Origin of the sequence: Paenibacillus sp. 1182, from assembly GCF_017833915.1 — a bacterium.
In the GTDB taxonomy this organism is placed as follows: Bacteria; Bacillota; Bacilli; order Paenibacillales; family Paenibacillaceae; genus Paenibacillus; species Paenibacillus polymyxa_D.
This window is the reverse complement of sequence record NZ_JAFICR010000012.1, coordinates 186,123-208,945: the sequence shown is the minus strand read 5'-3', so window position 1 is coordinate 208,945 and position 22,823 is coordinate 186,123. Positions and strand designations below refer to the sequence as shown.

The window sequence follows — 22,823 nt, the reverse complement described above, 5'->3', positions numbered from 1 at the left end:
CATTTTGAAACTGACGAGATAAAATATCTCTTGTTTGATTTTGCGAACAAAATCGTTTTACTCACTCGTTGTTCAGTTTTCAAAGATCAAACATTTCTCTTTCGCTGCGTTTTTCAGCAGCTATAAGATCATATCATGTTCGTTTCAAAAATGCAAGGGTTATTTTTTCTTTTTTTTAAAATCATTTCACCCAAGCTTTTCGCTTTTGAAACTGCTGTTTTGTTGTCAGCTCAAATAATATATCATAAACCCCAGCAACTTAGCAAGCACTTTTTTTGTTTTTTTTATTTTAGAATAAATCCACTCATCTTTCAGCTCATTTAAAATCAGTCGAGGGGCTAGTTGCCCCTTCATTAGCTGATGACTTCCTCTGGCTCAAATACCTCTGCAGGCCAGTGCAGTTCCACACCTTGGCGAAGAAGAACATTTTGAAAACATCCAAGATGCTCTGCTGATCGGCTCACTTCAATGGGATATACTTCGTTGGAGACACAGTAAGCCGCTAGACTTCCTGATGATTCTCCTATATTCCATTCTGTAGGATGCAATCGATAGCAGCCATTGGCTATTTGGGTCATCCCTATATTTTTGCAGGCAGGAAGTAAATTGCGCACCCTCACCGGAATAAGTGAGCCCAATGGAATTTCATAAGGATAGTTAGGGATGTAGAATGTTCGCTGAGATACCGTAGTTGGATGAAGATCCAAATGATAGCTACCTACACCTACACTATCTATATATCGCTTGGGTCCCTCTTCTCCCCGAAGCTCACGACTTACATCAAACTCAGATATCATATACTTGGCCTGAATTCGGCGTGACTCGCGAATATAAGCCGTTTTAGCCAGACCGTCAGATGTACCGAGAACATCACCCCGTAGTCGAATTCCCGGATAGCCGAACCCTCCATCTAACCGGGGCGCTTCGGTTTGAAGCCAATATATTAATGAACGAGTCAACTCACGCGCTCCTTCTCGATGTTTTGCCTGCTCCTGAGCAGTGACACCGATCAATGGCCCAAGGTAATAATCATTTTGCGCCCAGTTTAAAAGAGTTACCTCACCATCATTTAGCGGTTTGCTCCATATCGAGGGATCTACAATACGACGATAATCCCATAAGGATACAATGCCCTGATCGTTAGGAAACAATGTGAACTGTTTTAGTTTACTGGTATCATCCGCGTCAGTAGCAAACCAGCTCAAAATCGGAAAACGGGAAAAGGAAGGAATATAATTTCTCCAGAAATCATATTGTTGCGGCCGCTCTATAATGAAGCTTTCCTGGGGAATATAGTCTACGGCAGCCACATGTGTGATAGATTGCATATCAAAAGGGTTAGCACACTCCAGTGCATGAGGCTCACCCGTAGCAGCCCGCGACTCCGCTCCACTCGTATGCTCCACTCCTGCCATTGGAAGGAGATCACCACACTCTGTCGCATCCAGATAAAACGCTCCGTGCAGCACTCTAAATCCACACTTATAATCAGCGCTATTCGAGGTACGGACAGTTACAGAAGTAATACAGTCCCCATCCGTCTGAACGGCAATAGGCACGGTGTGATAGTATACATGAACGCGCCCCGTATTCAAATAGGGAGCGAGCATATCTTCAAGCACCCGCAGAGCTACCCGTGGTTCATGGGCTAGACGGCTTACCCAACCGTTCCCAGGGTTGAGAATGGGATTATTTCGAGCTTCTTCGGTTAACGGATAGTTCTGACGGTAATAGTCACGTACACGATTACGGAACTCACGGTATGTTGCTGTGCAACCAAATTGTTCGATCCATCGATGCTCATCTGGGGGAACCGCCTGTGAAGTTAACTGCCCCCCTAACCAGTCCGTCTCCTCTGTCACGATGACTCTCATGCCAGCCTTCGCCGCCGCAAGAGCTGCCGATGTCCCCCCCAGACCTCCGCCAATCACAACAATGTCGGTATCAAGCCGTTTTTGCGTCATGGTTCGTTCCCCTTTCATTCTTGTACTAGGACTCGGTCATTTCGAAGGCAAGCCGTGCAGCACCGATAATTCCAGCGCGATTGCCCAACAATGCCCGACTTACTTCCGTTTGAACTCCAAATGGGTGCAGATGCTTTTCCAGCATGGGCCACCAGACCTCTCCCGTGTCCGATACTCCTCCGCCTACAATGATCCCCTCAGGATCAAGAGTCACTGAGATGTTAGCTAGAAGTACAGCTAAATCTGCGGTGTAATCATCCAGCACCTGGATTGCTTCCTGGTTACCGTGAGCGGCTTCTTTCACAATCTCGTTCCCCGAGCGGTACAATTTACCGACGTGTTCCCTACCTCGACGTAAGAGGGCGCTCCCCGATACATATTGCTCGGCGCACCCTTTTCTTCCGCAATTACAGGGGTGTCCTCCGGGGAATAGAATACTGTGCCCCCAATCACCGCCGCTCCAATGAGCCCCTCTGCACAAGAGGCCATTTTCCATATATGCACCTCCGACACCTGTTCCCAACGTGAGCATCACCAAGCGTCGCTTGCCCTTCCCCGCTCCCTGCCACGCTTCTCCAAGTAAAGCGGCGTTCGCATCATTATCAGCAACCGCTCGTAAAGCCAGTTTTTCCCTAGCCCATGTTACTAAGGATGTACCTTGCCAGCCAGGTAGGTTATCTGTGGCATACACAACTTCGCCGCTCTCCACATTTACTCTGCCAGCAGTAGCAATGCCAAGAGCGCCTACATCTATATGGGCACCGAGGCTGGTATCTCCAAAAGAACGCAACAGTCCGAGCACAGATTCTGACACCTGCGACAATACCCATTCACGTCCCCGGGAAGCGTCCGTATCCAGCCGGATTTCATCAAGCACCGATCCGTCCCGTGCCACTATGGCGGCCTTCACCGATGTGCCCCCAATGTCGATTCCAATGACTCTGTTCACAGCAGCTGCCACCACACCAACCTCCTTGTTACCCTACATAAAAGCTTACTAGCTCTTTGTACAAACCTTCTATTAATAGCAATACATGAAATAGCCATTCATAAGCACCACAAACACAAGTCATTGAACCTGTCGAAACGCACAGTTTTCAATTCACAACTGAAAAATCTCAATAGCTTCGTTCAATAACGGCCCTCGCTGTTTTTTCCTTCATCTGTTTGGTGTGACTCGTGTGCTTGCGAGCAAACCCTTCGCAGATGAGGTCAATCACGAATAGTTGTGAGATTTTAGCACCGATTGAACCACCTTCTATCGGCGCTTCTTTGCCCGCTGTTAGCAACACGATATCTGCAATGGAGGTAATGGGTGATTTCGCATAATTTGTAATTGCGATAACAGTTGCACCGTTTTGCTTGGCTTTATACAGCATATCGTTCGTATCCAGCGTACTTCCTGATACACTAATGCCGATAGCCACATCACCCGGGTTCATGGACACCGCCATCATCGACTGAATATGTCCGTCTGCCACAGCCTCGGCGCGACGCCCGATGCGTAAGAAACGGTTTTTAGCATCCTGCGCGGAAATCCCCGAAGCACCTACGCCGAAAAATTGAACATAGCCCGCTTGATCGAGACACGCAATCGCACGACCAAGCTCTGAATGGTCCAGCAGCCCCATACTGGAGTGCAAAATATCGAGCATGTTGTGATACACCGTGCGCGTAATATCTTGTTCGTCATCTGGGTCGATGTTCTCCTCGCCCATATCAGTTTTACGATAAGTCTGGTTTTGCGCTAGGGACAGTCGGAAATCCTGATAACCTCTGAAACCAATCTTCCGACAAAAGCGCATGACGGTCGTTTCGCCTGTACCTGCAAAATCCGCCAGCTCCGTCACAGAGAAATATATGATGTCTGCGGGATGCTCCAGTACGCACAAGGCAACTTTCTGCTCCGATTTCGTTAATGAAGGATAATACGTTTTAATTCGGTCGTTCATCTCCATAGATGCATTTCACTGCCTTCCTTGCGGCATCGGCAAACCGCTGCGTAATCAATTGGGGTCTGGTAATCGCCGAGCCTACAACCACTGCATGTGCTCCCATTCGGAATGCTTCCTCAACCTGCGCAGGATCATAGATTTTGCCCTCTGCAATTAAAGGAACGGGAACCAGTTCCGACGCTCTCCGAACCAGCTCCAGATCAGGACCCTCAATCTGAGCAGAGTACGGCGTATACCCGGATAACGTGGTGGATACGCAGTCTGCGCCAAGGGAGGCCGCATGAAGTGCCTCCTCCAGTGTCGATATATCTGCCATGGAAGTGACTCCCTGCTCATGGGCATAATCTATGAGCCTCTTCAGCTTGCATCCCGCTGGGCGCGGTCGTAATGTGGCATCCAGCGCAATGATATCCGCGCCTGCCTCCACCAGTTCCTCCATTTCACGAAGGGTAGGCGTAATGTAAATATCAGAATCATCATAATCCCGCTTAACCAAGCCAATCACTGGTAGAGAAATTGCCTGTTTAATCGCACGTACATCCGATGCGCCATTGGCGCGTATCGCCACAGCTCCACCCTGCTGTGCGGCAAGCGCCATTTTGACCATAGAATCTGCTCCATGTAACGGTTCGCCTGGTAGCGCCTGACAGGACACGATCAGTCCGTGCTGAACTTTGGATAATACACCTTCCATTCCCATAGGAATCACCCTCTCTTCTCAGCATGATGCCGTACGGTTAATGCGACTTCAAAGGTGCGGTTCCACGGCATGTAGCAATCTATAATTTCCACGCGGCCTTCCGGCCCGTTCACATATTCATTGAGCGCCTGCTCCAGCCGTCCGCGAATAACCGCAGCTACCGAGCCTCTCGGTCCATCGAGCATAAACTTGGTAAAACCCATCTGCTCCACAATTCCGTTATTCATAGCCGTACGTACCACAGCGCAATAACAGGCATCCTCGGCGTAGCGCAGCGACAGAAAATCCAAATGTTCCTCCGTAGAGCCATAGTGGGTATACAGCATGGACTGGGCAATGACGGTGCCCAGCGTGTTAGAACTGGTATTCCAGCCTGCATAACCCGCCAGCTTAAAAAGCAGTCCTTTTTGCTTCAATAGTCTAAGTAGCTTGAGATCTGCGCCGTTGGCGTAGCCCACATCAGCAACTGCAACATTTTGACCTGCATATTGCAGCATATAAGAACCGTACTCAACCAGCTCTATTACATTCCGATGCACATCATATCCGGTCATTGCACGCTGCTGGGATGAAGCCTCTGCCATCGTGTCACCAGGTGTGTTAGCCAACAAAATCAAATCAGCCTCCGTTGCTGAGGAAGCGATCAGCCCACCTGCCGCCATAATCTGATATTTTAAGGTTTCGTAAAAATAGCGATCTTCAAAAAGCGGTACTACGAATGCCCCCTGCAAAGCAGACAATCGGGGATACACCAGTGGGACTACATTATTCATCTTGTTAACCCAACGAGCCAGCAACGTACAACCCACTTCATCTGCCCCCGGGTACATGTATACATTCAAATCCAGCCCAAGCTCAGAAATACGACTTCTTAGCCGCTGCTGATCCTTGGCGGTATAGCCGTAGGGAGCCGAATCATCCTGTGGGATGATCATAAAATCAATGATACCTTCTGCTACGAGATCCAGCGCAACTTCATTGGCCTCCAAATTCACATGGCGACGCCCTAGGTAATCATCCAATATTTCCATTGGCAGACGCTCGTTGATATCAGCTAATTCGAGTAACTCTTCTGCGGTAGCAATCCCCAGCTCCTGACGATGCTCAATGAAGCCCTTTCTGAATATCTCACGACCCCAATCGGCATAGTAATCCGGTTCTTCATCAGCCAAAGAATATTGCGGACAGCGCATAATCAGTTGAAATGCATACAGGGTCAGTTGCGGATATAGCTGTTTTAGCCTGCGAAGCCGATTCACTCTATCTTTGACCTGCTCGCTCGACATACTGTGTAGTCGAGAAGGTACGATTCCTCCGTACAGCAACGTATCCATCGCAACAATGGCTCCATCAGCCGCCGCTGCGCGTTCTTCGAGCCATGCCCATAGTCTGATCGTATCGCCAGGGGTTTTCTTTTGTCCCATCCATTCTAATGGGGGCCGCTCCATCTCCAAGTCTGTGCCCTGTGCCAGTAAATAAGGAAATTGATAATTACAGGGCCGCTCATCCAGCGGTATAAAAAGTAATCGGGTTTTGGGCTTTACCATACGTTCCACCTCTCCTGAAAATTACCGTTATCCTAACGGCAAATGATTATTTTCAGGGCAGCTATGCTGCCTTGGTTGCTTAATCCAGCGCAAATACTCACAAAATCAGCCGATATTTTCCTTGTTCGTCCTGATCGACATAACCCCACTGCGCAGCAGCACGGATCGCCGGATTGCTACCCAGCCGAGCCTCCGCTTCTAAGCAAGCAGTGATACCGCTTCGCAGTTCTCCTACGATTTCGTCTGTCAGAGGTGACGGCTCTTGCTCGTCAACAGCTTCCCTCGGCGTGCCGCTCTCCCCCGACTGTGCATCGTCCTGTCGCTCGCTGCTGAGTGCAGCTTGACGCAGCACCTGCCACAGGCTCGCATCCAGCTCGGCACGTTCCAGCCACGGTGCGGCCTGGGACACGAATCCTGCTGCTGGATCACCGGCAGGCACGCTCCGTAGGACGCTCACGGCCTGAAGCAGCCGCTCAAAGTACATATCCAGCGCAGGGATATCGCGCATTTGCAAAGCAAGGTCCACGTCCTCATACGCGTTGCCGCCTAGTCGGCTGTTCCTGTTTTGACGACAGAAAAACATCAGTTCATCCGCACGCTCTCCTGCTAACTGCCGCGCAGCCCATTCCCAAGATCGCTCAGGCATATACCGTTCACTGTTCCACATAAAGTGGGACATCGTAATGAGCGTCACTTTGGAGCATTCCCACTGATTCATCGGGTTGGCCACCATACCGGTATGTCCACAGTCTGGTAGCCCGGAATATCGTCCGCGCAGCGGATCAAGGAATAACCGATCATGGTCACAATCATTCACCGGGATGTTATCCCACAGCCACAGCTCATGCCCGAAGAATGCATGATTATCAGCGGCGTGCTCGCGACTAATCTGTGGAGCAAAAACAAAGTACCCCGTCCAGAACACCTTAATCTCCGGATGCAGCCGCTCACGGAAATCCTTTTTGTATTCGGTATCCCAATACGACCAATATTCCGAAGGACAGACCGTCAGCGTAAATTCAGGCAGCCGCTCAGCCAGCCATGTATGAACCTTGTTCGTCAAAAAGACATGAGCGTGACCCGAGCGGCCCAGCAAGTGTCGATTTTCCCCTTTGAGTACATAGTCAATGTCATCCATTAATACAGAAAAATGACGTACGCCAATCGCAATCACGGCCGCCAGCTTTTCCGTCAATTTGAGGAAATCTTCATCACTGCCAAAGCTCAGGTCGTTCCCTGGGCTGATACAATAATGAAAATCAACCTCATGCCGTTCGCAGGCTTCCTTCAATTCGCAAATCTGGGCAAACGTATCCTCAGGGTACGGCTCTCTCCATAGCTCACGATGATATGGATCATCCTTGGGGGCATACATGAATGTGTTCATCCGATGCGTAGCCATAAACCGAACGGCATCCAGCCGATCCGCGAAACTCCACGGTTTCCCGTAAAAGCCCTCAATAATTCCTCTGACCGGGAAGGAAGGCTCATCCCGAATAGAAATCACCGGCAAAGTACATCGCTCCTGTTCCACTTGAAGCAGGAGATGCAGGGCATCCATGCCGTATTTGAGCCCTCTTTTATTGGAAGCATGGACTTCAATTCGCCCGTCCTTCTGAATGTCCAACCGATATCCGTCTGCAGCAAGCGTTCCGTCATATTCGAGCACCAACTGTAAGCTTCCCCGTGTTTCAGTCGGTACACCCGGTCCTGGAGGTACAATAAGCTTGATCGGTCCCTCAGGGTCCAGCACACCTTCATACTCCTGATTCATTGCAAAGCGAGAGGACAGTTCACAGATCAGTCGCGGTTCGGAGATAACCAGCCTTTCCCCGCTGTCATACACATCACGAAAATAATATTGAATCTCCTGCGGTGTTAGCCCTACACTCGAATAAGGCCCCGTTCCTTCGGACAGTTCCATCGCAATCGTCTCCTTCCATTCACAGGCTCTTCGTAGCCGTGACTACTGGCTATCCTTTTACCGCTCCCGCCAAACCTTCCATATAGTAGCGCTGTGTAAACAGGAACAATATAATGATCGGCAGTACCGAAATCATTGTGCCGGCAGCAATCCAGCCGAAGTTATAGGCAAATTGACCGTTGAGATACGTGAGCGCAGCTGCTAGCGGATATAGCTCCGTATCATTCAAAATAACGATAGGCCACAGAAAGCTGTTCCAGAACGACATCGCCTCCAACAGAGAAATTACAGCAAGCGCCGGCTTGACCAGCGGAAGCACCAGCTGCCACCAAATTCGAAACTCCGAAGCGCCGTCCATTTTACCGGAATCACGTACATCGGTGGGAATATGAATAAACGTCTGTCGCATCAGAAAAATGTTGAACACGGAGACTGCCCCAGGCAACACTACACCCAAATATGTATTGCCCAGATGAAGCCCTTGAATGGTCAGATAATGCACAATAAATGCGGTGTAGGAAGGAATAATCATCGTGGCAATCAGCAGCGTAAACACCAGATTTTTACCCTTAAAACGAAACACAGCCAAGGGATATCCTGTCAGACTGGCGAGTACCACATTGAGCACAACGCCCAACACCGTAATGATGACCGTATTCAGCATATATTTCGGGAAATTCATGAACTGCCACACCTGAACATAGTTGTCGAAATTAATAAAGGTCGGAAAAATAGCGGGCGGCGTTGAAAAAATGTTACGGCCTGGCATGAGGGATACGCTGAGCAGCCAGAGGAACGGTCCCATTAAAAAGAGGGCGAGTAGCACTAGAAGCATGTAGATGACCGTCATTCTCAGCATTCGGGCGAGACTGCGCATGCTGCGGCTACTTTCCTTTTTAGGAAGAGATGAGCATAGCAATTTGTCATCCTTTAGATTCATCAATAGGGATTGACACCACCTTTCCTATTGAATCGGAATACGATAATACTAAGTACGGCAATCATTGCACCGACAATTAAGCCAAGCGCCGAAGCATACCCAAAATTAAACTGCTCCATCCCCTTTTGAAAAATATACAAGCTCGATGTCAACGTGGCCGTTCCCGGTCCACCCTTGGTTAGTACATATACTTCATCAAATACGCGGATAGCTGACATGAGTGATATAAGGGTACAGAACAGAACGTAAGGTCTTAGCAGTGGAAGAGTAATATGAACAATCAGACGCCATCGGCTTGCACCGTCGACTCTAGCGGCTTCGTACAGATCTTGAGGAATGTTTTGTAATCCAGCCAGATAGAGCATCATATAATACCCGAGTCCCTTCCACATTGTGATGAACATCAGTACATACAAGGCCAAGTTGCTGTCCGATAACCAGTGTATGTCTTTGCTAATCAGGCCGATCTGTATGAGCAAGTAGTTCACTACGCTGTTATTGCCCAACAGCCAGCTCCAAATTAAGGCTACAGCTACCATTGAAGTCACAACAGGGATGTAGTAGGTCGTGCGGAATATTTTGATTCCCGGAATACGGCTGTTCACAAGCACGGCCATCAGGATGGAGAAAATTTGGAGAAAGGGGACAATGAGCACGTACAACAATGAGTTCCAAATCGAAATAAGAAAGTTACGGTCCTTAAACGCCGCTTCAAAATTATTCAAACCGACAAAATGGGTATCTGATATGACAGAGTAGTCTGTCAATGCCAGCGGAATGCTGTAAATAATAGGCCAAAATACAAAGACGGCAAGCAATAACAGTCCCGGCGTCATAAAAGCCCAGGCCGTAAAAGACTCCGACCTCAACCATTTGATCATGCTGCATCACCACCTGATTTCGATAAATGAACAGGGGAGTATTCACTCCCCCCTGTCAAACCTATTGCTTTAAAATATCGTTTACTTCCTGCTCCAGAGCAGTTAGCGTCTCCTTCGTATCTCTTCCGTTCAATAAAATATTTTGCAAGGCTCGCGCGATGGCACTATTCACATCTTTGGCATTGGGCACACCAACCATATAATCTGTCGCCTTATCCAAACTTTGCGCGGATACTACCTTGGCTTGTGCTTCTAATGATTTGTCAGACTGAGTAAAATATGGATCCTTAATGGAGTCTTTCGTGGAAGGTAGTGTATTCGCCGCTTTAGAAAAAGCAGTTTGACTCTCTGCGTTTGTCAAGAAAACAGCAAATTTCACTGCTTCGTCCACATGTACAGACTTAGCAGGTACGACCAAGTCCATAGAGTTGGAGAGCCGCACATCGGCTTTGCCAGTTGGGACAGGGACAGCAATTGTGTTCTTATAAACGTCTGGCGCTGCCGTTTTGATAAAATTGATGAACGTGGGGCCTGCCAGCTCGAAAGCAACCTGCTCGCCGGCATAATATTTCACTTGTTGTGAGAAGTCAGCGTCTTCCTTGAGTACAACGCCATCTTCCATCTGTTTTTTTAGATTATCAATCATGGTGACTGCTTCTGGTGTATTGAACGCCGCCGCTGTCTTTTCTTTATTTAGGATAGGAATGCCGTCCACAGCGAAAAGCTTGGATACAAGCTGCTGAGCATAGCCTGCCTTGCCAATTTTTCTATTGATCTGACGGCCCCATTCAGACAATTCCTCCCGGGTTTTGGGCGGATGAGCAGGGTCCAATCCGGCGGCTTTGACCAGCTTTGTATTCATGTAAAGTACTTCTGTACCGGTATACCAGGGCAGCGCATAAGCTTTACCGTTAATGACTGTGGAATTATAAATACCCTCGAAATAAGCAGCCTTTTCCTCGGGCGACAAATGCTCATTCATATCAACAACAGCACCCTTGGAGCCCATTTGGCTAGCAAATTCTGTATTGAGATTAACTACATCCGGACTGCTGTTGCTAGCGATACTTGTCAACAGCTTGTTGGTTACTGCGTCATAAGGGTAATCCTTCCAGTCAATTTTGACATTGGGGTTCTTCTGCTCATAATCGGCAATCACCCGATTGAAATACGGGGTAAATGTAGGTTGTAGTGCAATGGTCCAAAATTGCAGTGTTACTTTCCCTCCGTCAACCTTTTCCGACTTTGATCCTCCACCACCGCAGCTGCTCAGCAGTACAACCAGCGCCAGCATAGATACAAGCAACCGTAACCTGCCTTTCGCTTTCTTTGTCACATGGTGACCCCCTTGTTCTTAGTTGATTAAGGCAAATTATAGCAGAAATACCGTTATAGAAGGAACGTTTTTTTAATAAAATAAATTTAGAAGGAATAATTTTTCTTTTATTGGATACAAAAAAGACGCCTCTTCAGCAGAGACGCCATTTCCCTAAATCAACCCATCAAAGGGTTCACATCTATTAATAGTATGGGGCCATGAAAACGTACACCAGTACCCCGGTCAAGCTCACATATAGCCAAATTGGCATCGTCCAGCGCGCAATCTTACGATGTTTTGCTACCTGCATCGTCCATCCCCATACAACCGTGAACAGTGCCAGCGGTACAATAATTGCAGCCAGTATGCTATGCGAAATCAACAATGTAAAGTAAATCGGACGAAGGATACCCACACCGCCATATTTTGCAGTTTCCGGCGAAATGTAGTGAAAGGTCAGGTAGGAAAATAAAAATAAAACGGTACTGGCAAAGGCCAGCAGAATAAAGGTTTTATGCACCTTGATGTTCTTCTTGAAAATAGCAACCAATGCAGCCACCAGGAAAATAAACGTGAAGCTGTTAAAAATCGCATTCAACCTTGGGAAAATAGTGAGATCAAAACTGACACTCCCCTGGTATCCGATCGGCGAAAAGAATAGCAGCAAAATAATCACGTTGGCTATAATGGAAACGGTGATAATCAAGGTTGTAAAATTACGATTGCTCGTTGGAACGTACTGCTTGTCCTCACTCGCTTTATTCATCATGAGCGTCTCCTTCGTTTAAATTCAGGTTTTCATTATTTTTGCGGTCATAACCATAATATATTATATAGAACTCATAGTTAGCCTGTGAAGTGACAACAGTATGAACAATTTCACAGCCATCCGGCAAGAAATGTGCTTCAACATTTGAGGATAGCCCTTTGTTTCCCTATATCAACGGTAGAATGCATTCTTTTTAAAAGCTTTATGCACACAAAAAAAACACCGGAAGAGTCTGATTACCCGCTCCGGTGTTGTGTCGGTTATGCAGTTAAGCAGCCTTGATGATCCATATTCATTGCTGCCACACGTCACTGTATTCTTTATGGCGCTTGAACAGAGCAAGTGCGTACGAGCAAGCAGGGATAACCTTTTTATGCTGATTTCTTGCCATCTCAACCACTCTGTCGATGAGCTCCTTGCCAATTTTTTGACCCCGTAACTGCTCGGATACAAATGTATGGTCAATGACCAATGAGTGGTCATCTACGGATTTATAACCTACTTCTGCAACTACCTGTCCATCATCCACCATGACTACTGCATGGTCCTCCTCGCGAATTTGTCTCATGAGACCAATCCCCTTTCTGACTGAAGAAAATTCCGTAAAACTCATGCTAACGAATTAATGCAATCACTTCATGCCGACGCTAGATATTCTTATCATTCCCCTATTTAGGGATCAGAGAAACATCACATACGAGGATTTTGCAAAAATCCCATAAGCGACTTCCAATGAACAAGATATAGATCGAAATGGTTTAGTTCGTCTATATCTTGCACTTCGGAGCGACTGGAATCAAATTTTGCAAAATCCTGATACATAAAATAAGATCTATCGTCGACACTATATTTATTCATATAAAGGCAAGGGAGGTGCTGCGTTGCGTACAGAAATAAAACCCGTCATCCCGTTTGAACCGGAACTGAGCGAAAAAGTACCTGTAGATGCAACAGGCCTTTGGCGTTACGAAATAAAATGGGACGGTACGAGAATTTTGACGTATCACAACCAGGGCAGCACACGCCTGTTCAACCGCAAACAGCACGAACGAACGCTTTTATACCCGGAGCTTGCTCTCTTCCCCTCCTACTGCAAGGCTGATTCGGTCATATTGGACGGGGAAATGATCGCACTCGGTGCCGACGGTAAACCATCGTTCCATGAAATTATGCGACGGGATCTGATTCGTCGGACGGATCGAATTCAGTCAGCCTATGAAGCTGTGCCTGCTACTTACATGTTGTTTGATATTATTTATCTGAACGGGGAGTGGGTTCATCTTAAACCGTTACAGGAAAGGCTTGAACTGCTGCATCAGATCATCATACCGAATGAACGGATTCAACTGGCTCCCGCTCATCCTGATGGACAAGCTCTATTTCAGGTTATGTGCAGCCAAGGAATGGAAGGTATTGTGTGTAAAAAGCTGGATAGTCCGTACACATTGGGCGGAAAGGACGGACGATGGCTCAAGGTCAAAAATTATGGCGATATCATTGCCGTTATCGGTGGCTATACCCTGAACGGAGGCATTATCAACGCTGTGTTGCTGGGCCAATATGATAAACAAGGAATGCTGCGCTATATCGGGCATGTGGGTACGGGCAAGCTGACTCGGGAAGATTGGCGTCAGCTTACCGAGCGCCTGCTACCACATACCATATCGGAACGACCCTTTAGCAATAAACCGGATCGGCATCAAGATGCGTTTTGGGTGCAACCCATGTATACCGCCAAGGTTCAATATAGTGAGTGGCGGTGGCAAGAAGGACGTACCCTGCGTCAGCCCTCCATACAAGCCTTTGTGAATCAGGACCTCGATCAGTGTATCGGCCCCTGGATGTGACGTTTTACAGATATATTTTCAAAAAATGCGGAACAAAGTTTGTATAAATCATTGCAACCAGTGGTTAATTAAATTACAGTTAACTAATTAACTACATCGAGGTGGATCGCATGTTCTTTTTTTTGGACTCCGAAATTCGTCAACTGGCCTATAATCTCTTTCCAGGTGGCAATAAACCAATTGGTGTTTTGGTAGATTTATTTTCCATAACTTATGAAATACGTAAAAACATGGAGAAGCGTTCACGTGAATTTGGTCTCTCCTACGGGCAATATATCGCGCTTTGTGTACTTTCAGCACAAAGAGATGAAATGTCTTCTCCTTCTGCTTTGGCTGAAAAGATGGGTGTAAGCCGGGCAGCAATCAGTTCCATGGTTATTTCTCTCGAACAAGAGGGATTCATTAATAAATATGACGATCCCAATGACAAGCGGGGAGTGTTCGTGTCCCTGAACGATAAAGGAAAAAGTAAAATTCAACAGATGGATCCCTTTTTCGTAGGGCTGGCTTCACGTCTGATGTCAGACTTTAGTGAGTCGGAAATCTGTCAGTTCCAAACCTATTTGTCACGCGTACGTTCTGCGTTTGAAGATGTCAAAGGTTCGCGTCTAACCGACTCCAGAGAGAAGAGAGAAAAATGGTGCGAAGACTGAGGCAAGAACTGTTCGTCAAACTTGCCCGCATATCTGCTGGCAGAATGGGTGCTGCGTCCGATTTCAAACCTTCGTATTCTCCCAAAGTACATCGGAAAGAAAGGATCATCCACTCCCTGTATTCTTCATTTTTCATGGTAGCGGTTTCATGATGGGCAGCGCTGAAGTTGAAATTGGCATTTGAGTTCCGCATCGGAGACGTCTGGCAGAACTGAAGAAATAAAAATAAGCCTCCTGCTGCCACTGCCATTATGCAGTCGGGTTCAGGAGGCTTATTATTTATCATTACAAACTGTTAAAAGCGTCAGTCAATACAGGTACAATTTGCGATTTGCGCGATACGACGCCTTTCAGAACAGCCTTATTGTCGTCCAACTGAACATTATAGGCTTTTTCAACTGCCTGGGCTTGGCTTCCCAGCGCAATACCAATGGAATCACTGTTCACAATGTCTGTTACGACGAACAAGAACAGATCAAGATTTTTAGCTTCAATGGTTTGGGCCAATGCAGCTTCCAGATCAGCTTGACGGGACAACACATCGTTTACGTCTACTGCGTTCACTTGAGCAATTTCCACTTTGCGACCATTCATCTGAAATTCTTTGGCATCCAGACTTACTAACTGTTCAATGGTATGACCACTCAAGTCAGCTCCCGCTTTAAGCAAGTCAAATCCGTAACGATCTGCATCCACACCAGCAATTTCAGCCAGTTCACGAGCAGCAGCTACGTCTTGATCCGTGCAGGTTGGGGATTTAAACAACAGAGAATCGGAAATAATCGCGGACAACATTAGACCTGCGATATCTTTCGGAATTGCTACACCATTTTCCTTGTAGAGCTTGTTCAAAATGGTGGCTGTGCAACCCACTGGCTCAGCGCGGAAGTATAACGGCTGGCTTGTTTCAAAGTTAGCGATCCGGTGATGGTCGATGACTTCAGTTACACGTACCTTGTCAATATCAGCGGCGCTTTGCTGGCGTTCATTATGATCGACCAGAATGACGTTGTCCGTTTCAGCAGCAACCTGCTCAACCAGACGTGGCGCGCTCACTTTGAAATAATCCAGTGCATACTGCGTTTCCCCGTTCACCTCGCCCAGACGAACCGGCTCTACGTCCGCGCCCAGTTTGGTTTTTAAGTCTGCATAAGCAATAGCTGAGCAAATGGTATCCGTATCCGGATTTTTATGCCCGAAAATCAATGTTTTTGCCAACATAATCGACTCCTTTGCCTTAGGCATTTTACATGATTGTGAAACCTCAACAATTCCAATGCAGATTATATCATTAAATCTCGCATTCTCCCATTCCTCTTCGATTGTTTACAAAAATAATCTAGTAAATTCATAACATTTCCATGGAATCTACATGTAATGTTAACCTTATTTTTTCTAAAAATATAAAAAACATATAGTAATATATCCCACCAATATGGTAAGATATGCCTCAAAACTGGCAAGTTAGTCACCAGTGGTCAATTCTATTATTTTAGATATTAAGGGAGGCGTGAGAATAACGGCAGTGGCTTCAAATCCTAGTATGTAGAGATATCATATTTTGATTGAAAAGAGGGAAATCTTTGAAAAAGCCGATCATTTTGCAAAAAATACCTGTCGTATCACTCACTCTTGCCTTGACGGTAAGCTTGTCTCTGCCGTCTGTCAGTTCTGCTGCTAGCGCAGATCTGCAAATCAACTCATTTCTGGAAGCTCAGCAAGCATTGACTATTGAGGCGGCTCCGGCCTTCATTTCGCCAGAGCTCAGCACAGATTCTTCCCGTCAGGTCAGAGTCATCGTACAGCTTGATGGTGAGCCCTTAGCCGTGGACAAATATGCAGCACGTTCAGGCGTCCAAGCTTTTACAGCTCAATCTGAGCAAAAAGCGGAATCCGCGATTGCCACTGAGCAAACTACGTTCGTAGACCAAGCCGCTGAGCATGGTATTTCTCTTCAGGTGAATTACCAGTACAACACGGTGCTTAACGGCTTGGAGGTCACACTGCCAGCCAATAAGATTCCAGAACTGGCTAAACTGCCAGGCGTAAAATCCATTCATGAAAACAAAACGTATTATTCCATCCCCGTACAGGACCCGCCAACACTTACAGCCAGTGAAGCCACTTATGATAACGCACCGCTGGACCAGATTGGTGTTCCTGAAGCCTGGGCCAAAGGATTGAATGGCGCGGGAATCAAGGTCGGGGTTATTGATACCGGTATCGATTATGAGCATCCGGACTTGAAAGAAGCCTACAAAGGCGGATATGACTCTTTTGAACAGGACAACGACCCTTACGAGGAACCGTTCCTCGAAAAGGAGAATGATCCATTCGGCACAGGTTTTAGCGGAACGACACATGGTACTCACGTCTCTGGCACAATTGCTGGTAAAGCCGCCAATAAATCCTCGGATATTGTGCAAAAGGGTATTGCCTATAAATCGGACTTATACGTGTATAAAGTGCTTGGACGCAATACCAAGACGGGTCGCTCCTCCGGTTCCTCCGCACAGGTCATTGATGGTATTGAACGTGCTGTCAAAGATGGTATGAACGTCATTAACCTGTCGCTGGGCTCGGATTCCGAAAAGGACCCGAACTCCCCGGATTCCATTGCTATTAATAATGCTGTACTTTCCGGCGTAGTCGCGGTCATAGCGAATGGTAATGCGGCCCAACAAGGACCCTACTTTTATTCCATGGGTTCTCCCGCAACATCCCAGCTGGCGATTTCCGTCGGTGCAGCCACTTCCCCGAGCAAAAGCTTCTCGGGCATAGCCTCGGTCACACGCGATTCCTATTGGGAGGATAACGGTGAATTAAAGAGTACCGTAACTGCTGATGCTTATGCACATTATGATTTTAATTTGATGGGCTGGGAAACAGGCAGAGAAGACTTTGCCTCCGTTTTGGGAACTGCCCCTTATGAGCTTATATATGCGAACCTGGGACAACCTGATGATTTTGAAGGAAAAGACGTAGCAGGAAAGGTTGTTCTCGTTTCACGGGGCAACTTGGCATTCGTGGATAAAATCGCAAATGCGAAAAAAAACGGTGCGAAGGCTGTGATCGTTTTTAATGGGAATACGAAAGCGGGCGACATCACCAAAGCTGATTTAGGGGAAAGCATTTCAGGTCGCGATGACTACGTTAATTCAAACTTAGGTGACAGCTTTGACTTTATTCCAACCTTTGACATGAGAGGTAAGGAAGGCCGTGCACTGGCTAAACAAATCGTAGACAATGCTGGAGAAAAGTTCTCCGTTTCCTTTGGGGCAGACTATATTCGCACAGATAATGCAGGTAATACCATGGCCGATTTTAGCTCCCGTGGGCCTAATGGAGATGAACTGCTTAGCATCAAACCGGATGTGAGCGCACCGGGAGTTGGCATTTTGTCAACCTACCCTGCCTTCGCCAAGTTCTATCCGGATGCATCCTATGAGCAAGCTTACAAACGCAGCAACGGAACGAGTATGGCATCTCCGCATGTGGCTGGACTTGCCGTGTTGCTGAAGCAGCAACATCCGAACTGGACACCGTTTGATATCCGCGCTGCTCTGGCAAACACTTCGGTTACACTCTTTGATGAGGATAAAATCCAATATGATGTGTATTCCCAAGGTGCAGGCCTTGTAAACATCGCTAATGCGATTCAGACGCCAGCCCTGCTGGAAACCGTCGAAAAGATTACGATTCTCGACAAAAACTTTAATCGGCAGGAGGTTGTGAATTACAATCCTTCCGCCAGCTTCGGGGTGTTACGACCTGGTAGTGATGCGAAGCAGATTCAGCTTCAACTCAAAAACTTGTCGGCTAACACTGTGCAATATGAAGCCAGCACCGTGTTACATGATAATGTAACCTCTGATCCAACTAAGCCGATTGCTACACCTGACGTGAGCAACATTGCCGTTCAGTTGCAAGGTGTTGGCGCGAATGGAGCAATTTCGGCAGAACCGGGTAAATCGCAACCGTTCTTCCTGTCTGTGCAACCAAATTCGGGTGCAGCCACAGGTGTATATGAAGGGGAAGTTATTCTGAAAAGCGCCGGACTGCCAACACTACATTTGCCGTTCGTCGTTCATGTGGGCAAAGAAAATCCAACGACAGGCTTTGGCTTGCAGGACCTGAGTGTTACCAACCCGATTATTTACCCAAGTCGGACAGGTGCTCAGCGCTCAACAGATTTGGCTTTCCGCCTGACCACAGATAAAACCAACCAGATCGCGCTTTATGTATACGGCGTAGATGATAAATTGATCGGTCTGATTGATGGAATAACGACTTCCAAAGAACAAGGAGCTAACGCTCGCCTCAAACAAGGCGTATATTCCTTTAAGGGTATTGACGGAAGTTACGTGGAATTAGATGACAATGGCAAGCCTGTGCTGGATGCTAATGGTCAACCCGTTATTCAACACTTGAAAGATGGCGTGTACAAGCTGGAAGTCAGTTCTCCTGAACTGAATGAAAAGGGCGAAGCTGAACGCAATACCGATGGCCCTAAACTGTTCACCGCCACTAAAGCTATTCGTGTGGATAATAGCGCCGCATCCAGCGGTAGTGGTGGAGGCGGAGGTGGTGGAGGTGGCGGCAGAAGCAATACTACACCTTCTGCTGCAACGAACACATCCACCCCTGTTCCTACATCTGCTCCTTCACTTCAAAGCGTAGTGAAGCAAGGACAGGCTGTTAAAACTGTCACTACAGCCGTTGCATTGAACAATAATGTACAGTCGCTGACAGTAACCGATGCAGATTTGCAGGCTGCCGTGACAGCAGCAGGTTCCAGCCCGACAGCTATTGTACTGTCGGCTACTAGCCAAGCAGGCCAAACGACGAAAGCATCGCTCACTTCCACACAACTGGTAACGCTGGGCAAGGCTGCAGCAGGAAGCAGCTTGATTGTAAGCAATACAGGCTCCTCTCTGGCTTTGCCAGTATCCGCTCTGAAAAATGTTCCTGCTGGTGCAGGCATTGAAGTGATCATCAGCAGCCAAGCAGAGGCGAGCGGTACATTTACAGGCAAGCTGAAAGGCTCCAATGTGATCGGCACCCCGGTAGGGTTTGAAGCTAACATTGTCACTGGTGGCAAGAGTCAATCGCTCAAAGTTGCTCCAGTACAGTTTATTAGCAGATCCTTTACCGTACCTGGTCAAATTGATTCTAATACAGCCGGTGTACTCTATACGGCAAACGGAAATGTTTATCCCGTTCCATCCGTCTTCACCAAGCAGGCTGATGGATCTACCGTCGTCAAGGTAAGCCGCCTAGGCTTCTCGACGTATGCAGCGGCGACACGTCCCGTTAGCTTTGAAGATATTTCATCGTCGTATGCCCAATCCGAAATTCAATCGCTGGCGAACAAGTTGCTGATCAACGGTACGACCGACACGACTTTCTCACCGAAGAAGAACGTGACACGTGCAGAATTTGCAGCCCTGGTAACCCGGGCACTCGGCCTGGCACCAGGTACTGCTGGACCATTCAGTGATATCCCGGCAGGTAGCTGGTACTCCGGCGATGTGGCAGCCGCTTATGAAGCTGGATTGATTACGGGCCGCAGCAGCGACAAGTTCGATCCGAATGCTAATATCAGTCGTCAAGAAATTGCTGTCGTGCTGGGTAAAGCTATAGACCTGCTTCAAATCAAAGCAGCAGCCGATGGCCCTGCACGTACACCGTACCATGATGCTTCATCCTTTGCAGGCTATGCCAAGGACAGTATTGAAAAAGTAAGTGCAGCAGGCATCATTAACGGAGAAGCGATTAAAGGCTCCTCCTACTTCCAGCCGAATGCACCTACAACCCGTGAGGCATCTGCCAAGGTGCTGCATGTGCTCTTACAAAAAGCTGCGCTGATTAACTAACAATTAAAAAGCCTCCCGAGCCGTGTTATAACCAAAGCTGCGGTTAGGGGGGCTATTTCTATGTTACGCCATAATCTGCAATACTATACTGTTCCCGCTAAAGGTAGCGTTACTTTGAATACACTTCCCGTTCCCAGGGTGCTTTCGGCTGTAATGTTCCCGCCGTGTGCTTCCACGATAGACTGTGTAATGGCCAGACCAAGACCCGCCCCGCCTGAGCTACGTGTACGCGATTCATCTCCACGATAAAAACGCTCAAATATCCGCTCCAGCTGTTCTTTACTCATGCCTGGCCCGTTATCACGAATTTGGATATCCACCAACTTCTTACCTGCAGACAGGTTTACCTGGATTACACCTCTTTCCATATCGGTATGCTGAACCGCATTGTGAAACAGATTGAGCACGACCTGCTTGATTTTATCCCCTTCTGCCAATACCCGTATACCTGCCGTCATATCAAAAACCACTTTACGTGTACCTGCTAGCATAAGAAGCTGCGGTTTCATTTCCAGCAGCAACGCATCTAATGGTATGTCTTCCAGCTTTAACTCCGGTGTTCGATCCAGCTTAGCCAACAATAGCAAGTCAGAGACAAGCTTATTCATCCGCTTGGATTCACCATACATACTTTCTAATGCTGATTGGAGCTGCTTCGGATTGGATGCAGCTCCACGAAGCAACACTTCCAAGAAGCCGTGAATAGACGTGAGCGGGGTGCGCAGTTCATGGGAGGCGTCCGCAATAAATCGTCTCATCTGCATCTGCAATTCCCGTTCGGCTGCAAAAGAATGCTCCAGCCGTTCCAGCATTCCGTTAAATGAAACCGCCAAACGATCCACCTCATACTGCCCTTGCTCTGCGTCAAAGCGCTCGGCCAGATTGCCCGCATCAATACGTTTGACAGCCTCAACCATCCTGGAAAGGGGTACCAACGTGCGGCGCAGCACCGGAAGCATAAGCGCCAACCCAATCGCAAGTGCAATCAGAGACAATAAAATAAAGGTGCGGAGCTGGTTAATCAACTGCTCTTGCATAGAAGTCGTGGATACGCCCATTTGAAGTAAACCGGAAGAACGGTCAGGTGGACCAAGCGGACGGAATACAACCAGTTGCTCTTTCCCCTGGGCATCCGTGATTAATTGATAGCCGTGACGCATGCGCTTACTCTGCTGCATTGCTTGATACTGCTGAGTGGTGAGACGCGGCGGTTTAAGTCCATTTTCATTGGACAAGCTCTGGAAGGTGCCGTCTATACCTATAGAAGCAAGCGACATATCCGGCCAAAACAGAAACGGTCCCGGTCGATTACTCCTTCGATTGGACTCATCTTGAGGAACGGTTACCCCAGCCCCGCTCTTTTCCTGCGAATCCTTAATCAATAAATCGGCAGGAATTGAATTCAGCTGCGTATTCATAGCTTCTGCCCGACTGCGATACAGAAAATCTTTCATCAGAAAATATTGTAGAAAACCAATCAATACGAGCAGCAAAGCCAATATAAGTAACGTTCTGGCCAAAAGCTGGGACCGGAGAGAACGGAGTGCATATTTTCTCCGACTTTTCCCGCCCGCCTTCATAGCAGATCCACCCGGTATCCTACACCGCGCAGCGTACGGATGACCCGGTGCTCCTTGTCTTTGAGTTTTTCACGCAAGGAGCGAATGTACACCTCAACAATATTATCCTCGCCTCCAAAATCGTACCCCCATACCCGGTCCAGAATACGACTTTTACTTAACACAATCCCGTGATTCAACACCAAAAACTTCAATAGTTCATATTCGGTAGGCGACAGTTCCAGCACCTGACTCTGATAACGGATTTCCTTCCGTCGATCATCCACTCGAAAGGGGCCGTGAACCACTTCGCCCAGCAGATCGGGGAACTGATTACGCAAGCGCGCTTCAATACGAGCCAGCAGCTCATTAAAACTGAAGGGTTTTACAACATAATCATCCGCGCCGAGTTTTAATCCCTTTACCCGATCGTCGACATCATCCTTGGCAGTCAGCATAATGACCGCGATGTTATCCTCCGTCTCCTTGAGACTTTGGCACACCTCAAAACCGTTCATTTCCGGCATCATCACATCCAGCACCGCTACATGCGGGCGAAACTCTTTTGCCAAATCGAGCGCTTGACTCCCGTTCTCGGCGGTTCTGACTTCATATCCTTCATTAATCAGTCCAAGCTCTAAAAATTGCAAAATATGAGGCTCATCATCTGCCAGCATAATTTTAACTCCGTGTATTGGATTCATTATTCATCTTCCCTTTCATGTTGCTGCATTTTTCTCATATAAAAGTCGATTCATTTTCACCTGTATCTAATATACCTGAATCCTGTCGCAAAAAAAGCACCCCTGCTCAGCTTTCAGCTAACGTTCAGGGAGCGCTCAGAACGCATTAAGGTACGTCTGGCATGATAATAGCAAGCCGGTAGTTCA

At 47.5% G+C, this 22,823-nt stretch carries 17 protein-coding genes; 3 read left to right on the top strand and 14 right to left on the bottom strand.

Going from position 1 to position 22,823, the window contains the following annotated elements:
* Positions 1-353 precede the first annotated feature (353 nt).
* The 11 genes from JOD82_RS22605 to JOD82_RS22555 all read right to left on the bottom strand — a co-directional run bounded on the left by JOD82_RS22605 (position 354) and on the right by JOD82_RS22555 (position 12,566).
* Positions 354-1,964: an FAD-dependent oxidoreductase gene (locus JOD82_RS22605; protein WP_029516812.1), complete on the bottom strand. Its 1,611-nt coding sequence runs from the start codon at positions 1,962-1,964 to the stop codon at positions 354-356.
* A gap of 25 nt (positions 1,965-1,989) precedes the next feature.
* The gene (locus tag JOD82_RS22600) at positions 1,990-2,925 is read right to left on the bottom strand and encodes an ROK family protein (protein ID WP_141695528.1); all 936 of its coding nucleotides are present in this window, start codon (positions 2,923-2,925) and stop codon (positions 1,990-1,992) included.
* A gap of 157 nt (positions 2,926-3,082) precedes the next feature.
* Positions 3,083-3,922, bottom strand: coding sequence for a MurR/RpiR family transcriptional regulator (locus tag JOD82_RS22595; protein ID WP_209949958.1), 840 nt, complete (start codon positions 3,920-3,922; stop codon positions 3,083-3,085).
* Positions 3,900-4,619 (bottom strand): N-acetylmannosamine-6-phosphate 2-epimerase, encoded by a 720-nt coding sequence (locus JOD82_RS22590; RefSeq protein ID WP_029516815.1) that lies wholly within the window; start codon positions 4,617-4,619, stop codon positions 3,900-3,902. Before JOD82_RS22590 ends, JOD82_RS22595 begins: the two co-directional genes overlap by 23 nt.
* A gap of 5 nt (positions 4,620-4,624) precedes the next feature.
* On the bottom strand, positions 4,625-6,166 hold the full coding sequence (locus tag JOD82_RS22585; RefSeq protein ID WP_069012568.1) for a DUF4127 family protein: 1,542 nt from the start codon (positions 6,164-6,166) through the stop codon (positions 4,625-4,627).
* A gap of 97 nt (positions 6,167-6,263) precedes the next feature.
* On the bottom strand, positions 6,264-8,090 hold the full coding sequence (locus JOD82_RS22580; RefSeq protein WP_209949957.1) for a protein O-GlcNAcase: 1,827 nt from the start codon (positions 8,088-8,090) through the stop codon (positions 6,264-6,266).
* 49 nt (positions 8,091-8,139) lie between these two features.
* Entirely contained in the window at positions 8,140-9,030 is an 891-nt protein-coding gene (locus JOD82_RS22575) for a carbohydrate ABC transporter permease (protein WP_029516818.1), read from the bottom strand.
* Positions 9,030-9,911, bottom strand: a complete 882-nt coding sequence (locus JOD82_RS22570; protein WP_029516819.1) for a carbohydrate ABC transporter permease — start codon at positions 9,909-9,911, stop codon at positions 9,030-9,032. Before JOD82_RS22570 ends, JOD82_RS22575 begins: the two co-directional genes overlap by 1 nt.
* Positions 9,912-9,972: 61 nt before the next feature.
* Positions 9,973-11,247, bottom strand: a complete 1,275-nt coding sequence (locus JOD82_RS22565) for an ABC transporter substrate-binding protein (RefSeq protein ID WP_029516820.1) — start codon at positions 11,245-11,247, stop codon at positions 9,973-9,975.
* Positions 11,248-11,431: 184 nt separating this feature from the next.
* Complete coding sequence (locus JOD82_RS22560) at positions 11,432-11,995, bottom strand: DUF420 domain-containing protein (RefSeq protein WP_029516821.1); 564 nt, start codon at positions 11,993-11,995, stop codon at positions 11,432-11,434.
* A gap of 295 nt (positions 11,996-12,290) precedes the next feature.
* Complete coding sequence (locus JOD82_RS22555) at positions 12,291-12,566, bottom strand: GNAT family N-acetyltransferase (protein ID WP_029516822.1); 276 nt, start codon at positions 12,564-12,566, stop codon at positions 12,291-12,293.
* Positions 12,567-12,879: 313 nt separating this feature from the next.
* Here JOD82_RS22555 and JOD82_RS22550 point away from each other — a divergent pair, with 313 nt between their 5' ends.
* Positions 12,880-13,845, top strand: coding sequence for an ATP-dependent DNA ligase (locus JOD82_RS22550; RefSeq protein ID WP_029516823.1), 966 nt, complete (start codon positions 12,880-12,882; stop codon positions 13,843-13,845).
* Between the two features lie 110 nt (positions 13,846-13,955).
* On the top strand, positions 13,956-14,498 hold the full coding sequence (locus tag JOD82_RS22545; protein ID WP_029516824.1) for a MarR family winged helix-turn-helix transcriptional regulator: 543 nt from the start codon (positions 13,956-13,958) through the stop codon (positions 14,496-14,498).
* 285 nt (positions 14,499-14,783) lie between these two features.
* On the opposite strand, the gene JOD82_RS22540 is transcribed toward JOD82_RS22545, so the two are convergent.
* The gene (locus JOD82_RS22540; RefSeq protein ID WP_274386410.1) at positions 14,784-15,719 is read right to left on the bottom strand and encodes a manganese-dependent inorganic pyrophosphatase; all 936 of its coding nucleotides are present in this window, start codon (positions 15,717-15,719) and stop codon (positions 14,784-14,786) included.
* 362 nt (positions 15,720-16,081) lie between these two features.
* Here JOD82_RS22540 and JOD82_RS22535 point away from each other — a divergent pair, with 362 nt between their 5' ends.
* Positions 16,082-20,374 carry a S8 family serine peptidase gene (locus JOD82_RS22535; RefSeq protein ID WP_209949956.1) on the top strand — a complete coding sequence of 1,431 codons (4,293 nt, stop codon included), beginning with the start codon at positions 16,082-16,084 and terminating at the stop codon, positions 20,372-20,374.
* 83 nt (positions 20,375-20,457) lie between these two features.
* Here JOD82_RS22535 and JOD82_RS22530 read toward each other — a convergent pair whose 3' ends face one another.
* Both JOD82_RS22530 and JOD82_RS22525 read right to left on the bottom strand, forming a co-directional pair.
* Entirely contained in the window at positions 20,458-21,954 is a 1,497-nt protein-coding gene (locus tag JOD82_RS22530; protein WP_209949955.1) for a sensor histidine kinase, read from the bottom strand.
* Positions 21,951-22,637 (bottom strand): response regulator transcription factor, encoded by a 687-nt coding sequence (locus tag JOD82_RS22525; RefSeq protein ID WP_209949954.1) that lies wholly within the window; start codon positions 22,635-22,637, stop codon positions 21,951-21,953. Before JOD82_RS22525 ends, JOD82_RS22530 begins: the two co-directional genes overlap by 4 nt.
* Between the last annotated feature and the right edge of the window lie 186 nt (positions 22,638-22,823).

Coding starts and splice junctions, on each gene's coding strand:
- JOD82_RS22605 (WP_029516812.1), bottom strand. CDS start 1,964: ATGACGCAAAAACGGCTTGATACCGACATTGTTGTGATTGGCGGAGGT.
- JOD82_RS22595 (WP_209949958.1), bottom strand. CDS start 3,922: ATGGAGATGAACGACCGAATTAAAACGTATTATCCTTCATTAACGAAA.
- JOD82_RS22590 (WP_029516815.1), bottom strand. CDS start 4,619: ATGGGAATGGAAGGTGTATTATCCAAAGTTCAGCACGGACTGATCGTG.
- JOD82_RS22585 (WP_069012568.1), bottom strand. CDS start 6,166: ATGGTAAAGCCCAAAACCCGATTACTTTTTATACCGCTGGATGAGCGG.
- JOD82_RS22580 (WP_209949957.1), bottom strand. CDS start 8,090: ATGGAACTGTCCGAAGGAACGGGGCCTTATTCGAGTGTAGGGCTAACA.
- JOD82_RS22575 (WP_029516818.1), bottom strand. CDS start 9,030: ATGAATCTAAAGGATGACAAATTGCTATGCTCATCTCTTCCTAAAAAG.
- JOD82_RS22570 (WP_029516819.1), bottom strand. CDS start 9,911: ATGATCAAATGGTTGAGGTCGGAGTCTTTTACGGCCTGGGCTTTTATG.
- JOD82_RS22560 (WP_029516821.1), bottom strand. CDS start 11,995: ATGAATAAAGCGAGTGAGGACAAGCAGTACGTTCCAACGAGCAATCGT.
- JOD82_RS22555 (WP_029516822.1), bottom strand. CDS start 12,566: ATGAGACAAATTCGCGAGGAGGACCATGCAGTAGTCATGGTGGATGAT.
- JOD82_RS22545 (WP_029516824.1), top strand. CDS start 13,956: ATGTTCTTTTTTTTGGACTCCGAAATTCGTCAACTGGCCTATAATCTC.
- JOD82_RS22540 (WP_274386410.1), bottom strand. CDS start 15,719: ATGTTGGCAAAAACATTGATTTTCGGGCATAAAAATCCGGATACGGAT.
- JOD82_RS22530 (WP_209949955.1), bottom strand. CDS start 21,954: ATGAAGGCGGGCGGGAAAAGTCGGAGAAAATATGCACTCCGTTCTCTC.
- JOD82_RS22525 (WP_209949954.1), bottom strand. CDS start 22,637: ATGAATCCAATACACGGAGTTAAAATTATGCTGGCAGATGATGAGCCT.